Source organism: Mobilicoccus caccae, from assembly GCF_030161635.1.
Taxonomy (GTDB): Bacteria; Actinomycetota; Actinomycetes; order Actinomycetales; family Dermatophilaceae; genus Mobilicoccus; species Mobilicoccus caccae.
Map to the genome: position 1 here is coordinate 2,879,230 of NZ_BSUO01000001.1, position 14,509 is coordinate 2,893,738.

General features: G+C 68.0%; 11 protein-coding genes and 1 pseudogene. 5 read left to right on the forward strand and 7 right to left on the reverse strand.

Annotated features, from left to right (window positions below; translation table 11 throughout):
- Positions 1 to 55 precede the first annotated feature (55 nt).
- Genes QQK49_RS14155 through QQK49_RS14165 form a run of 3 tightly spaced genes read right to left on the reverse strand, consistent with a single transcriptional unit; the run spans position 56 to position 4,000 of the window.
- Positions 56 to 1,018, reverse strand: coding sequence for an IS3 family transposase (locus QQK49_RS14155; protein ID WP_284302329.1), 963 nt, complete (start codon positions 1,016 to 1,018; stop codon positions 56 to 58).
- Positions 1,019 to 1,020: 2 nt separating this feature from the next.
- A complete protein-coding gene (locus QQK49_RS14160; protein ID WP_284304485.1) occupies positions 1,021 to 1,311 on the reverse strand; it encodes a transposase in 291 nt (96 codons plus the stop codon).
- Positions 1,271 to 4,000, reverse strand: coding sequence for a DEAD/DEAH box helicase family protein (locus QQK49_RS14165; RefSeq protein ID WP_284304486.1), 2,730 nt, complete (start codon positions 3,998 to 4,000; stop codon positions 1,271 to 1,273). Before QQK49_RS14165 ends, QQK49_RS14160 begins: the two co-directional genes overlap by 41 nt.
- 104 nt (positions 4,001 to 4,104) lie before the next feature.
- On the opposite strand from QQK49_RS14165, the gene QQK49_RS14170 reads away from it, so the two are divergent.
- Positions 4,105 to 5,279, forward strand: a protein-coding gene (locus QQK49_RS14170; RefSeq protein ID WP_284304186.1) for an IS3 family transposase whose coding sequence is annotated in 2 segments (ribosomal slippage) — positions 4,105 to 4,377 and positions 4,380 to 5,279 — 1,173 coding nt in all. Because the reading frame shifts where the segments join, the coding sequence is not laid out codon by codon here.
- A gap of 13 nt (positions 5,280 to 5,292) precedes the next feature.
- On the opposite strand, the gene QQK49_RS14175 is transcribed toward QQK49_RS14170, so the two are convergent.
- The 4 genes from QQK49_RS14175 to uriH all read right to left on the reverse strand — a co-directional run bounded on the left by QQK49_RS14175 (position 5,293) and on the right by uriH (position 10,258).
- Positions 5,293 to 5,652, reverse strand: coding sequence for a restriction endonuclease (locus QQK49_RS14175; protein WP_284304487.1), 360 nt, complete (start codon positions 5,650 to 5,652; stop codon positions 5,293 to 5,295).
- Positions 5,653 to 5,918: 266 nt separating this feature from the next.
- On the reverse strand, positions 5,919 to 6,416 hold the full coding sequence (locus tag QQK49_RS14180; protein ID WP_284304488.1) for a DUF6650 family protein: 498 nt from the start codon (positions 6,414 to 6,416) through the stop codon (positions 5,919 to 5,921).
- Positions 6,417 to 8,781: 2,365 nt separating this feature from the next.
- Positions 8,782 to 9,195 carry a DUF1648 domain-containing protein gene (locus QQK49_RS14185; RefSeq protein ID WP_284304489.1) on the reverse strand — a complete coding sequence of 138 codons (414 nt, stop codon included), beginning with the start codon at positions 9,193 to 9,195 and terminating at the stop codon, positions 8,782 to 8,784.
- 76 nt (positions 9,196 to 9,271) lie between these two features.
- Positions 9,272 to 10,258 carry a uridine-preferring nucleoside hydrolase UriH gene (gene uriH / locus QQK49_RS14190; RefSeq protein WP_284304491.1) on the reverse strand — a complete coding sequence of 329 codons (987 nt, stop codon included), beginning with the start codon at positions 10,256 to 10,258 and terminating at the stop codon, positions 9,272 to 9,274.
- Positions 10,259 to 10,451: 193 nt separating this feature from the next.
- On the opposite strand from uriH, the gene QQK49_RS14195 reads away from it, so the two are divergent.
- The 4 genes and pseudogenes from QQK49_RS14195 to QQK49_RS14210 all read left to right on the forward strand — a co-directional run bounded on the left by QQK49_RS14195 (position 10,452) and on the right by QQK49_RS14210 (position 14,431).
- Positions 10,452 to 11,498: an iron-siderophore ABC transporter substrate-binding protein gene (locus QQK49_RS14195; protein WP_284304493.1), complete on the forward strand. Its 1,047-nt coding sequence runs from the start codon at positions 10,452 to 10,454 to the stop codon at positions 11,496 to 11,498.
- Complete coding sequence (locus QQK49_RS14200) at positions 11,495 to 12,535, forward strand: FecCD family ABC transporter permease (protein ID WP_431310539.1); 1,041 nt, start codon at positions 11,495 to 11,497, stop codon at positions 12,533 to 12,535. Before QQK49_RS14195 ends, QQK49_RS14200 begins: the two co-directional genes overlap by 4 nt.
- Positions 12,532 to 13,589 (forward strand): annotated as a pseudogene (locus QQK49_RS14205) (FecCD family ABC transporter permease). The gene QQK49_RS14200 and the pseudogene QQK49_RS14205 overlap by 4 nt, the downstream one beginning before the upstream one ends.
- On the forward strand, positions 13,586 to 14,431 hold the full coding sequence (locus tag QQK49_RS14210; protein ID WP_284304495.1) for an ABC transporter ATP-binding protein: 846 nt from the start codon (positions 13,586 to 13,588) through the stop codon (positions 14,429 to 14,431). Before QQK49_RS14205 ends, QQK49_RS14210 begins: the two are co-directional and overlap by 4 nt.
- The last annotated feature ends 78 nt before the right edge of the window (positions 14,432 to 14,509 follow it).

Consider the following 14,509-nt stretch of genomic DNA (forward strand, 5'->3'; position numbering starts at 1 on the left):
CGTCGTTGGCGGAGTCCTGCCCGGCTGTGGTTCCCCCGAATCGTGGAGGGCTTCCCTATGCGGCTTCCCGGTCGAGGGCCGCGGTGTTCTCGTAGCTGACGGGGCTCATCATGCCCGCCGAGCTGTGCCGGCGGTCGTGGTTGTAGAACCCGTAGCACCAGTCCAGCACAACGGCCCGAGCGGCGCGGGTGTTGGTGAACTCGTGTCGCGACAGCACCTCCCACTCCAGGGAGGAGAAGAACGCCTCGGCCGCGGCATTGTCGAAGCACGATCCGACCCGGCCCATCGACTGGCGGACCCCGAGTTGACGGCACAGTCTGGTGAACGAGTTCGCCGTGTAAGTCGAGCCTCGGTCGGTGTGGAAGATGACGCGCTGGGTCTCGTCGGTGCGCCAGTCGGGACCGTTGACCGCGTCCACGCCGCCACGGGCCGCGACGGCCATCTTGAGCGCCGAGCAGGCCAGTTCGGCGTCGGGATGCAGCCCGGTGGCCGCGCCGAGCAGACGCCGGGAGTAGAGGTCGATCACGGTCGCCAGGTACAGCTTCGGGCCCGGCCGGCCGTGCTCGTCGACGGTCGGGATCTCGGTCATGTCGCCGACCCACCTTGCGTTGGGCCGCTGGGCGGTGAAGTCCCGCTTGAGCAGGTCAGGGAACTTCGGCGCGGTCTTGTCTTGCCTGGTCAGCCCGTTGCGACGTTTGATCCGACGCGCAACCAGGCCCTGGCGACGCATCGAGTCCGCGACGGTCTTCTCGCTGACCTGCCAGCCGTCGTCACGCAGATCATGGACCAAGCGGGGCGAGCCATGCAGGCCGCGCTTGCTCGTGAACATCACCTTCACGGCCCGGTCGATGGTGTCGCGGCGACGGTCCCGAGAGGTGTGCAGACCGCTGGACGCCGACGGTCCGGTGGCACGGGTGAGCCACTTGTAGAACCACGCTAGGGACACCCCCAGCAGCAGGCAGGTCACGGTGTGTGGCACCCGGTAGTTGGTCCTCTGGTCGGCGATGAAGCGTGCCACGCTCACTTCGTCGCCTCCTTGACCCACAGGACCACGGATCGCTTGAGGACATCACGCTCCATCCGGAGCTCGGCGACCTCGGCACGCAGCCGCTTGAGCTCCTCGACGTCGTCCTTCGACAACCCTCTGGTGCCCTCGGCAGCCTCGCGTGCGCGGTTCACCCAGTTGCCCAACGTGCCCTCGTTCACGCCAAGGTCGCGCGCGTTCTGGGCGATCGGCTTCCCGGTCTCTTCGACGATCCGGACAGCTCCCTCACGGAACTCCCGGTCGTACTTCTTCCGCTTCTCTGGCATCTCGATCCTCATTGTCGATGCCTCTACGGTCCGGGGGAACCTCACCGGCCGAGTACGGAGGGTTGCCGACGAGGACGGTGATGTCGAGGTTCTTGAGGTGCTCGAGCCGTTCGTTGTTCTGGACGAAGACCGTGGTGTCGAGGCGGTCGTCGTTCTCCCAGGACTGGAAGGTGTCGGTGAGGATGAGGCCGGGGAAGGGCTCGTGCTCGCCAGGGTCGTCGAGGGTGCCGGCCTTCTGGTCCTGGAAGGTGGTCTCGATGTTGACGGCGGCGATGTAGTAGGCGAGCAGCAGGATCTCGTTGGCGTGCAGCTCGTGCCGGTACTTGCGGACGAGGTCCTTCGGTTCGATGAGGCCGAGAGAGAGCAGTCGGGCGATGAAGGTGCCGGTACCGGTGAACCCGTCGAGGACGTGCACGCCCTCGTCGGTGATGCCCTGGCCGAAGTGCTTGCGCAGCACGGCGTCTGCCGAGCGCAGGATGAAGTCGACGACCTCGGTGGGGGTGTAGACGATGCCGAGCTTGTCGACGGTGCGCTTGAACGCGGTAGCGAAGAACTTGTCGTAGAGCTCGACCATGATCTTCTGCCGACCCTCGGCGTTGTCGATGCCCTCGACGCGGCTGCGGACGGACGCGTAGAAGCCTTCGAGGCTGCTGTTCTCAGTGTCGAGGGAGTGCTCGTCGAGAGCGGCCAGCATGCGTTCCATGGTCTGTGCGACCGGGTTGTGGGCGGCGAAGTCGTACCCGCCGAACAGCGCGTCGAACACGGGCCGGGTGATGAGGTGCTGGGCGAGCATCTCGACGGCGTCGTCGCGGCTGATGTTGTCGTTGAGGTTGCCGCGCAGGCCGGTGAGGAAGCGCTCGAACTCGTCCTGCACGCCGCTGCCGGGGGTGTCGAGCAGCGCGGTGATGCGGGTGATGTGCTGCTGGGCGATGCCCGCAACGTCCTTGGCCCAGGTCTCCCAGTAGCGGCGTTCGCCGACCTTCTCGACGATCTTGGCGTAGATGGCGTCGCGGTAGCCACCGAAGTCGAGGTCGAGCATGGCCTGCTCGGTGGTGTCGTCGACCCCTGTGAGGTTACCGTCGCCGTCGATGTGGCCGATGCCGATCTTGTCGTTGCGCTTGTCGCGATTGAGGTCGAGCTTGTTGATCGTCGCCTCGAACCGGTCGTCGTGGGACCGCAACGCGCGCAGCACCTTCCACACGCCGGCGTAGCGGGCGTTGTCCGACAGCGCCGCCTCGGGGGAGGTGCCGGCGGGGATGGCGATGGGCAGGACGATGTAGCCATAGTCCTTGCCCTCGGCGGTGCGCATGACGCGGCCGACGGACTGGACGACGTCGACCTCGCTACCGCGCGGGGAGAGGAACATCACGGCGTCCAGGGCGGGGACGTCGATGCCTTCGGACAGGCAGCGGGCGTTGGTCAGGATGCGGCAGGTGTTCGGCTCGGGTTCGGCCTTGAGCCAGTCCAGGGCGGTGTTGCGTGCGAGGGCGTTGAAGGTGCCGTCGACGTGGCGGCACTCCACGCGCAGGTCCATCGATGCGGCGGCCTCATCGGCGTCGTCGATGGGGCCGTCTGGGGTGTCGAGGGTGTCGATGTGCTGGTCGACGACGGTGGGGAATGCGGTGGCGATGGCCTTGCTCGTCTTGATGTTGGGGGCGAACGCGACGGCCCGCTTCATGGGGGCGAGCGACTCGCCGCTCGTGGTGTCGAAGTGCTTGGCGAGACCGTTCCAGCACCCGATGATCCGAGCGGCGTCCCCGAGCTGGATCTCCCCGTCCTGCGCGAGCTCGGTCTGGAAGTTCGACGCGACGTACTTCTCGTCCACGGTGAGGATGAGCACGCGGTAATCGGTGAGGTAGCCCTGCTCGACAGCCTTGCCGAAGCCGATGCGGTACAGCTCGGGCCCGTAGAGGTTCTCGTCGTCCATGGAGGCGATGACGGCGGCGTGGTCGTCGGCCTTGCTGCGGGCGTCGGAGCCGAAGATGCGCGGCGTCGCGGTCATGTACAGCCGCTTAGCGGCCTTGAGGTACGTGTCATCGTGGACGCGCATAAAGGGCGACTCGTCCGCGCCGGCGATCTTGGCGCCGGTGGTGCGGTGGGCCTCGTCGCAGATCACGAGGTCGAACGGAGCGAGGTCGCCGGCCTGCTGCGCGCGGTGGATGACGTCGATGGACTGGTAGGTCGAGAAGACGACGGTCATGCGGTCGGTCTTGGCCTGGGCCGAGCGGATGCGGGTGATGAGCTCGTCGGTGTTCGTCGTCGACGGCAGGGCGAGGTCGGCAGCGCGGATGTCCTCGCTCGTCGCACCGGACCTCGCAGTGGCCTTGGTGTCGGAGCAGACCGCGATCGGCGCGAGGGGCACGTCAGCCGCGGCGGACCACTCCCGCAAGGTCTGTGACAGCAGGCTGATGGACGGCACGAGGAACAACACCGTTTTGCCGGGGCCGGCGATCTGCTCGGCGAGGCGCAGGCTCGTGAAGGTCTTGCCGGTGCCGCAGGCCATGATCAGCTTGCCGCGGTCGTGCGCCTGCAAGCCTTCGGTGACGGCGGCGATGGCCTCGCGCTGGTACGGGCGCAGCGGCTTGTCGTCGGACTTGGTGGGCAGCTCGTCGGGGCGGTCCCACGTGAAGGAGTCCCAGTCGACGTCCGCCGCCTCCAGGTCGGGCAGGCCGATGACCGTAACCGGCACCGCCTGGTCCTCGATCGTGTTGCGGGCGTGGGAGGGGACTGCTGCACGGGTAGGTGACACCGAGTCTGTGGTGCTCTGAGGCGCCGCAGGGAAGGATGTGCACCATGCCCAAGCCCTATCCCCAGGAGTTCCGGGACGATGTCGTCCGGGTCGCCCGTCAACGCGAGGAGGGGGTGACGATCAAGCAGGTGGCCAAGGACTTCGGGATCTCCGAGTCGTGCCTGACGAACTGGATGACCCAGGCCGACCGCGACGCCGGCATCAGGCCCGGCGCCGACCGCGAGGAGCTGGCCGAGCTGCGCGAGGCCAAACGGCGCATCCGGCTGCTGGAGCAGGAGAACGAGGTCCTGCGCCGCGCCGCGGCGTACCTGTCTCAGGCGAACATCTCCCCAAAATGATGTACCCGCTCGTCCGCGAGCTGGCCGGCGACGGGATCCCCGTCACGGTGACGTGCCGGGTGCTGAAGATCGCTCGTCAGCCGTACTACCGGTGGCTGAAGGAACCGGTCACCGACGCCGAGCTGGCGGCCGCCTACCGCGCGAACGCGCTGTTTGACGCCCACCGCGACGACCCCGAGTTCGGGCACCGGCTGCTGGCCGACGAGGCCCGTGAGGCCGGGGAGGGCATGTGCGACCGGACCGCGTGGCGGATCTGCTCGGAGAACGGCTGGTGGAGTGTGTTCGGTAAGAAGCGCGGCAAGAACGGCAAGCCCGGTCCGCCGGCGCATGAGGACCTCGTCGAGCGGGACTTCACCGCGGCCGGCCCGAACCAGCTGTGGCTGACCGACATCACCGAGCACCCCACCGGTGAGGGCAAGCTCTACATGTGCGCGGTCAAGGACGTCTGGTCGGGCCGCATCGTCGGCTACTCCATCGATGCCCGGATGAAGTCACGCCTGGCGGTGCAGGCCCTGGACAACGCCGTGGCGACCCGCGCCGCGCACGGCATGGACGTCGCCGGCTGCATCGTCCACTCCGACAGGGGCAGCCAGTTCCGGTCGCGGAAGTACCTGGCCGCGCTGCGCCGCCACCACCTGGTCGGATCCATGGGCCAGGTCGGCACGAGCGCCGACAACGCCGCGATGGAGTCGTTCTTCGCTCTCCTGCAGAAGAACGTCCTGGACCGCCGCCGCTGGGCCACCCGCCAGGACCTACGCATCAGCATCGTCACCTGGCTCGAGCGGACCTACCACCGCCGCCGGCGCCAGGACCGACTCGGTCGGTTGACGCCCATCGAATACGAGGCCACCATAGCCACAGCCGCCACTCAGGCGGCCTGACCCAACCTGTCACCTACCCGTGCAGCAGTCCCGAGTTCCACTTGTCGGTGGTGGACACGATGATGCGCCGCGTGAACGCCGACCCGCCCGAGGCGGACAGGAAGGTATCGACATCGGGCTTCGAGACCGTCGTGCCCGGGGCGTAGAACTTCGACTGGATCGCGACCAGACCACCCGTCAGCGCGTCCTTGGCGACCAAGTCGATGCCCGTGTCAGGACGCCCTTGGCGGTCTGGCCAGTCGTTCCAAAGCCAGACGTCGTCGAACTGCTCGGACCACAGGGGATCAGACCGCAGGTACTGCAGCAGCAGCCGCTCGAGCATGCTGCCCTTGTCTCGTTCGGACGTCGCCATCTCGCGCAGCTCGTCCAGCACCCCGTACACCGTCGTCGACATGCGCCCATTCTGCCCAGGGGGCGGATGCCCCCAGAAACCAACACGCTTCGCACCGCAGGGAGGTGGCGCCCGTGAGGACTTTCTGTACTGGTTCAAGGCGCCTTCGGCGCGTGGGCCGACCGCTGACGCGGTCGGCGCTGCGCTGCGGCCTTCGGCCGTTCTCGCGCCGGCCGCGTCAGCTCACCGGCCCCAAGCAGGACGAAGGGGCGCCCAGGGAGCAGGTCCGAGACGCCCATACATCGCTACTACTCGCCGGCCCGCCCCTCACGGCCAAACTCCTCAAAGAACCAGCCGCTCTCGTCCGGCACGATGCTTGCTAGGTCCGGTGAGACCTCGAGCCCGTACTTCTCCCGGAACTCGCCCACCTGCACACCGATCAGGGCTCGTAGACGCCCCAGCGCCATCGACAGCGGATCAGTCCCATACGCGTGCCGCCAGCCCCCTCGCGGATCCTCACCCCCAAGAGAGTCCATGAACTCACGGAAGGCTGCCTGACACACCTTCAGCTGTCGTACGAGGTCAGGCTTGATGTCTGGACTGTCGATCAGAACACCGAGGGCCCGCCTCACCTCAGACGCCGAACGGACACAGTCCTCCTCTACCTCAAGCGAGAAGTCCTTCCAGAGCATTCGACGGTCTTCAAATAGGTTCATCGCGCGCCGGGCGATCTCTCGATCGTCGTCCTTGGCCTCCCACTGGAGCCCGCCCATCGGCACGGAGACACCCGTCAGTCGTCGGCGCATCCCATCACTTCCTCTTGTCCCAGGCTCGACGTCGTGTCGCGCCATCGACCGTCAGAATCTCACGCCTTACCTGCCGGGCTTCGCAGCCCGGACCCGCGACCCGACGCGATTCGCCGACAGGTCCTCCTGCTCCTCGCCGAGCGCGCGGGAGTCGGCGAATCACGCCGGACTGTGCATCCCGGGCGCCTCGCGCGCCGCCACCGTTGTGGCACATTTGTGGCACAGAAGGTCGAGAAGCAGACCGACCGTCCGTCAGAGAACGGAAGGCATCCACGCAGGTCAGACCCCCTCGCGAGAGCTCCGCCGGGCACGCCAATGGCACTCCTAAAGCGGGTGTCGCAGGTTCGAATCCTGCCGGGGGCACCAGGTCTTTCCCTTGGACCAAGACCGACGCCGAAGTCAACGACGCCCATGCCATGACGGCCTCAGAACCTCGCTCGCCAGCACTGACCGTGAGAGTCGCTTGCTGCCCTGCTTGAGCGTGCCACCCTTGCAGAGCACGACATCGCTGATATCCAGACATCTCTGGGCGGGACACTCGACCGAGCCCTGGCACCGACATGCGCCACAACGACATCGTTCCCGTGGCGCAATCGCATCGTGGACTGACGACACACGACCACTGGCCAGCCCACTCCGCGGCCGACGACAGGCGCTGCCCTTTGACTTCGGACGTGCGCCCATCGCCACGCTTCCACGCCAGATCGGCGAAGGGCAGGAGTTCGGGAGAAGGCGCCACCTGTGATCGAATCCGACGGTGAACGCCCGCCCCACCACTGCCGTCGACCCCAAAGCTGGCAGATGTGTCGCACAATGAGTCAGGAGTCGAGAGCCAGGCACGATCGACAGGCACAAATTGTCCACTCCGTCACTAAAAGAAGAAGGCCCATGGACGACCTGCGGCAAATAGAACACAAACGCATCCGTAACAGCGTCACTGTGACACTCATCGCCTGCGTAATCTTTGTCGTTGCCGTATTTTTCTTGATCGGAGGAATTTCCTACTATAAAATCCCTCAAGCTTCTCACAATCCAGGCGTCGTCACGCTTCAATGGCTCCGAAGTATGTCGGCGTTGTCGAACGAACTCTTTAGGCAAGCATCCCCGGTCTCAACGTCGCTCACGGTTGCCACTATCGCAGTCGCATTGGTGCTTGCCTGCTCATTTGGTCGCCGCCCAGAAGCAGACATGCTCAAGACCGAGGTGATACGTCTTCGATTCCTAGAGTCCGTCACGGGCGCGTTTTGCATGATTGGAGGAGCAATCCTCACGACACTGGGCGCCATCTTGCCATTCGCAGGCAGCGGCGCCGCAGCTGGCGCCGCGACTGCGCTTGGGAGCGGCCTTCTAACTTTATGCATGGGCGCCATGATCCCCGTGCCACCCACCTACTGGGAGGCCACGATTGAATCCGAGCGAACCACGGTTTCCCGGTTGAGAAATATGCAACGGACACGGACACAATCGCGCAGCACCAAGGGCCTATGGATCCGCTATCTCCTGACCAGCACTACCCTACGGGCGGTTTGGATCCTTGGCTATATCGCATACTCCTCTTACGCACTTGAAGTGGAATTTGAGTGGCAAAAGGCAACCTTCACCCTGATTGCAGCGACCGTCGGGATGACCGCGGCCTGGGACGCACCCGCAGCGTGGTCCGGACTCCATATGCGTGTCTGGTGGATTACAGACCGGTGGACAGCCATAGCCCAGGTGGGCCTGTGGGCCTGCACGCTCCTGATCCTATTGGTGGCCATTCTCCAAGTTTCACTGCAGACTCATTGGGCCACAGGCCTCTACCTCACGGGGCTCTTTGTCCCGCCATTCATAGCAGCCCATGCTCCCAAATTGGGAGCCATTTGGCAGGAAATCCGATCCTCGCATCTTGGCCGCGCCATAGAGTCCGCGGAGAGAAACATTGTTCGCTACCAGGGTCTTCATAAACTCACTGAGAGCGATCACTCAAACGTGAATGGAGGTCGAGCAACGCATCCCCCTCCATGCATGCACTGCCACCCGGAGCATCCACCGCCCAGTGAAATAATGCCCCCGAGCGCAAGCAGATGCTACCAAGAGCGCCCGAAACGACTGGCCTGGCTCAAGCGCATATTCTCAGCACTCCGATAGTCGTTGGTGACGCCTGCCAGAACTTCTTCCATGATCCCTTGTTGATCCAGGCAGGCGGCAATTTCCGGTTCTTCGCTCGCCCTCCACGAACGCGGGTCGGCCGCCGCGCGAGGCCGCTGACAGCAAGCAGGCGTGTGAGGGCGGATGCTCGAAGATGTGGGACGCTGCATCCCCATCCGCCACGTTCTCACTGACCCAAGGCGTTCCACGTACGTGAGCGGGCCTCGACGATCCACGGTCACTGGGTCTCGCGAGCCTCGCGATGATGCCTCGCCGCTCGTGTCGCCAGCCACATCACGACCCCCGTCAGGATGGTCGGCACCAGCATCAGCCACGCGACGAGCATCCCGGCGTCGGCCAGCCAGATCGACGCGACGAGGGCGAACGCGCCGAGCCAGGCGCACAGTCCGCCGATCACGGCCGCTTCGCACGCCTGTTTCGTCGACCGTCGGCCTCCGAGGTCGAGCAGTGCCCAGATCAGGCCGCCCAGGCTCATCGCGACGGCCACCCCGACCGCCCACGCCTTCGGCATCGTCCCGTCGGCTCCACCTGCGCCCCAGTGCGTCACCATCATCTCCGGCAGCCTCGGCCACATCACGGCGGCGAGCGCCAACACGGCCACGACTCCCGACGCGGGATACAGCAACAGCACCCGCCGCAGACCCGCCGTGTAGCGCGGGTCCGGCGGTCGGAGCCCCCGCCCGGCCGGTGAGCACGGCCAAGTGTGGTCATCGCCCGGCCTCCCCCACCTGCCCGTCGCCGTCGCCCAGAGCGGCGAGCGCCTCGACCACCAGATCCCAGAACCGGTCGACGTCGAGTTCGAGGGCCACCTGGGTACGGCAGTCCGCCGGCGCCTCGTCGCGCAGGTCCGCCACGGTCATCCCCAGGGTGTGGGTCCCGGTGAGCTCCACCGACACCGGCGCGCGGCGGGTCGTCATCACGGCCCGGTCGACGACGTAGGCGACGGCACACGGATCGTGCAGGGGCGGGTGGTCGAAGCGCCCCGTCTCGCGGTAGGCCGCGCCGTAGGAGGAGACCCCGGCCAGCACGAGTTCCGCCACCGGACCGCCGATCTCACCGATCCGCGCGCAGACCTCCTCGGTGGCGAGCGCCTGATGGGTGAGGTCGAGGCCCACCATCGTCACGGGCCAGCCGGCGTCGAAGACGACGTGCGCCGACTCGGGATCGGCCAGGATGTTGAACTCGGCCGTCGGCGTGCGGTTGCCCTTGTGCACACCACCGCCCATGAGCACGACCTCACGGACCCGCTCGACGATGCGCGGCTCCTTGCGCGCAGCCATCGCGATGTTCGTCAGCGGACCGATCGGCACGAGCGTGATCTCGCCGACCTCGTGCGCCATGACCGTCTCGATGATGACGTCCACGCCGTGCCGCGGGTCCAGCCCGATGCCCGCCTCGGGAAGGCCGGCCGGGTCGGGGAGTTCGACACCGCCCAGCCCGGATTCGCCGTGGATCTGCGCGGCACCGATGAACGGACGCACGAACGGCCGATCACATCCCGCCGCGATCGTCACGCCCCGCATCCCCGCGACCGCGGCCACCCCCAACGCGTTGCGCGTGACCTTCGCCAGCGTCTGGTTGCCGGCCACCGTGGTGACGGCCAGCAGGTCGATCTCGGAGCTCCCGTGCGCCAGGAGCATCGCGATGGCGTCGTCGTGGCCCGGATCGCAGTCCAGAATGATCTTGCGTGGCAACGGTCCTCCCTGGGTCGTGCCTCCAGACTAGGCCCGGGAGCACGTCGACCACCCGAGACCGCGCCCGCCCGGCCGTCCCCACAGACGACGGGTCCGGAAGACCACCAGTCCCAGGCGAGGAAAACCCGTCCTCCCCAGGCACCGCGACCCTCTATTAGGCTAGCCATACCTAATCGCACGACGAAGGGTCACCGTGTCCACACGTTCCATCTCCCTCACCGCCGCCACCCTGACGCTGACGCTCGGGCTCGCGGCGTGTGGCTCCTCACCCGAGTCCTCGGCACCGGCGACCTCCGGCCCCGCGGACACCCCTGCAGCAGCGGCCTTTCCGGTCACCATCAAGCACACCCTCGGTGAGACGACCGTGGCGGAGCAGCCGCAGCGCGTCGCGACCGTCGGGTGGGCCAACCACGAGGTGCCCCTCGCGCTCGGCGTCACCCCGGTGGGCATGGCCAAGGCCGACTACGGCGACGACGACGGCGACGGCGTCCTGCCCTGGGTCGAGGAGAAGCTCACCGAGCTCGGAGCCACCACACCCCAGCTGTTCGACGAGACCGACGGCATCGACTTCGAGGCGGTCGCGAACACCCAGCCCGACGTCATCCTCGCGGCCTACTCCGGCCTGACCAAGGAGGACTACGCCACCCTCAGCAAGATCGCGCCGGTCGTGGCCTACCCCGACCAGGCGTGGGGCACGTCGATGAACGACATGATCCGCCTCAACAGCCAGGCGATCGGCAAGAAGGCCGAGGGTGAGCAGCTCGTCGCCGATCTCGACCGCCAGATCTCCGAGACCGCGGCCAAGTACCCGAATCTCGCCGGCAAGAGCGGCATGTTCGCGTTCCTCGACCCCAGCGACCTGAGCAAGGTGCAGTTCTACAACACCCGCGACCCGCGGGCCGGACTCCTTCAGGAGGCCGGGCTGACCGTGCCCGCCAAGGTCACCGAGGCCACCCAGAACGAGACCGGCTTCTTCAGCACCGTCAGCGCCGAGAACACCGACGCCTTCTCCGATGTCGACGTCATCGTCAGCTACAGCGCCGACCCGGCCGCCGCCCTCAAGTCGCTGCAGGCCGACCCGCGCTGGGCGAAGATCCCGGCCGTCAAGAGCGGCGCCGTCGCGCTCCTGAAGGACAACACGCCCCTCGCGGCGTCCGGCAACCCCTCGCCGCTCAACATCCCCTGGGGCCTGGACGCCTACCTCAAGACCGTGAACGACGCCGTCGGCAAGGCGACGTGAGCACCACCCTGCAGGCTGCACCGGCGCGGGTCGCCCCACGGCGATCCGCGCCGGCCACCGGCGTATGGCTGGTGGCGACGCTCGCCGTGCTCGTGCTGGCCGCCGCGACGTCCGTCGCGTTCGGCGCCCGCAGCGTCGGCTGGAACGACGTCGTCGCCGCACTCGCGGGTCAGGAGGAGACCGTCGCCCAGGCCGCCGTCGCCTCCCGCATCCCCCGCACGGTGCTCGCGATGGTGGTCGGAGCCGCGCTCGGCATGGCCGGCGCTGTCCTGCAGGGACTTACCCGCAACCCCCTCGCCGACCCCGCCATCCTCGGCGTGACCTGGGGCGCCTCGCTGGCGGTCGTCACCGGCATCGTGTTCTTCGGCCTGTCCTCGGCCACCGGCTACGTGTGGTTCGCCATCGTCGGGTCGGCCGGCGCCGCGGTCCTCATGCACGTCATCGGATCTCTCGGCCGCGGCGGCGCGACCCCACTCAAGCTCGCCCTCGCCGGTGCCGCCATCACCGCCGCGTTCAGTTCGCTCGTCAGCGCGATCCTCCTGCCGCGGCTCGACGTCATGGACCGCTTCCGGTTCTGGCAGATCGGCGGGGTCGGCGGCGCGAACACCGCCACCACACTGCAGGTGCTGCCGTTCCTCCTCCTCGGAGCCCTGCTGTGCCTCGTCACCGCCCGCGGCCTGAACTCGCTCGCACTCGGAGAGGACGTCGCCGCCGGGCTCGGTGAGTCCGTCACGCGCACACGCGTCCTCGCCGGATCCGGCGCGGTCCTGCTCTGCGGCGCGGCCACGGCCCTCGCCGGCCCCATCGGCTTCGTCGGGCTCGTCGTCCCCCACGCCTGCCGCCTGCTCATCGGTCTCGACCACCGGCGGCTCCTGCCGTTCTCCGCCCTCACCGGCGCGGTGCTGCTCACGGTCTCCGACGTCGTCGGCCGCGTCGTGGCACGCCCCTCGGAGATCGACGTCGGCATCGTCACGGCCGTCGTCGGGGCGCCGGTGTTCATCGCCATCGTGCGTCGTCAGAAGGCGAGGGCACTGTGACCGCCACGCAGGAACGCCCCGCCGTCTCCCCCACCCTGGAGACCGTCCGCCGCGGCCGCATCCGGCGTCGCCGGGCGCGCCTGACCGCGACCTGCGTGCTCGCCGCCCTCGTCCTCGCCCTGTTCGTCATCGGCCTCATGGTGGGACAACGGTTCTACGGACTCGGCGAGGTCGTCCGGGTCGTCCTCGGGGAGCAGGTGCCCGGCGCGAGCGTCACCGTCGGCGAACTGCGCCTGCCCCGCGTGAGCATGTCCGTCCTCGCGGGCGCGGCGTTCGGGCTCGGCGGCATCACCTTCCAGACGATGCTGCGCAACCCCTGGCCTCCCCCGACATCATCGGGATCACGGCCGGAGCCGGCGCCGCGGCCTCCGTGACGATCGTGTACTTCCAGGCCGACGACCTCGTCGTCTCGTTCGTCGCCGTGCTCGCCTCCCTGGCGACCGCCCTGCTCATCTACGTGCTCGCCTACGTCGACGGCATGGCCGGAACCCGGCTCATCCTCATCGGCATCGGCATCGCCGCGATGCTCAAGGCCGTCGTCTCCTACGCCCTCGCCTCCGCCGCCGCCTGGGACCTGCAGACGGCGATGCGGTGGCTGACCGGCAGCGTCAACGGCGCGACCTGGGAGTCCGTCGCACCCCTGGCCGTCGCGACGCTGGTCATCGCGCCGATCCTGCTCGCGCACGGACGCGGCCTGCGCCTGCTGCAGCACGGCGACGACGCCGCGGCGGCCCTCGGGGTGAACGTCGAACGCACCCGCATCGTCACGATCCTCGGAGCGGTCGGGCTCATCGCGTTCGCCACGGCCGCCGCCGGACCGATCTCGTTCGTCGCCTTCCTCGCCGGACCGATCGCCTCCCGCCTCGTCCGCTCCGGCGGCTCGCTCATGCTCCCCGCGGCACTCGTGGGGGCGCTGCTCGTGCTCGGGGCCGACCTGTTCGGCCAGTTCGCGTTCGACACGCGCTACCCGGTCGGGGTCGTCACCGGCGTGCTCGGCGCGCCTTACCTCGTCTACCTCCTCGTCCGCACCAACCGATCCGGAGGCTCTCTGTGACGTCGGACCACTCACTGCACGCCGAGAACGTCACCCTCGGGTACGGAGACCGGACCGTCATCCGCGACCTCGACGTGTCGCTCACCCCCGGCGCCATCACCGCCATCGTCGGCGCCAACGCCTGCGGCAAGTCGACCCTCCTGCGCTCGCTAGCGCGCCTGCTCGCACCGAGCCAGGGTCGGGTCGTCCTCGACGGCGCCGACCTGCACCGCCTGCCGACGAAGGAGGTCGCGCGCACACTCGGCCTGCTGCCGCAGTCACCCCTCGCGCCCGAGGGCATCGTCGTCGGCGATCTCGTGGCCCGCGGCCGCAGCCCGCATCAGCGGCTCCTGTCGCGCTGGTCGGCGGCCGACGACGAGGCCGTCGCCGAGGCACTCGACCTCACGGGCACCGCCGACCTCGCCGAACGCGCCGTCGACGAACTCTCGGGTGGTCAGCGCCAACGCGTGTGGATCGCCATGGCCCTCGCGCAGCGCACCGACATCCTGCTGCTCGACGAGCCGACGACGTTCCTCGACATCGCCCACCAGGTCGAGGTGCTCGACCTGCTCACTGCCCTCAACCGCGCCCGCGGGACGACGATCGCGATGGTCCTGCACGACCTCAACCTCGCCGCCCGGTACGCCGACCGGCTCATCGCGATGTGTCGCGGGGAGATCCTCGCCGCCGGAGCCCCGCAGGAGGTCCTCACGCCCGCGCTCGTCGAGACAGTGTTCGGCATGCGCAGCCAGGTCGTCCCCGACCCCGTCTCGGGCACACCGATCGTGCTGCCCATCGGGCGCCATCACACGCGCGAGACGACCCCCACCGGCGAGGCATCCCACCTGGCGACCCAACGGTGACCGGGGCTCACGCCTGCCATCGACCTCGGGCAGGCTCGCGACGCGGACACCAGAGTCCGTGTCGGTTCAGGACAGCGG

Excerpts from the sequence above, each read along its gene's own strand:
- QQK49_RS14160 (WP_284304485.1), bottom strand. The coding sequence starts at position 1,311 with ATGCCAGAGAAGCGGAAGAAGTACGACCGGGAGTTCCGTGAGGGAGCT.
- QQK49_RS14180 (WP_284304488.1), bottom strand. The coding sequence starts at position 6,416 with ATGCGCCGACGACTGACGGGTGTCTCCGTGCCGATGGGCGGGCTCCAG.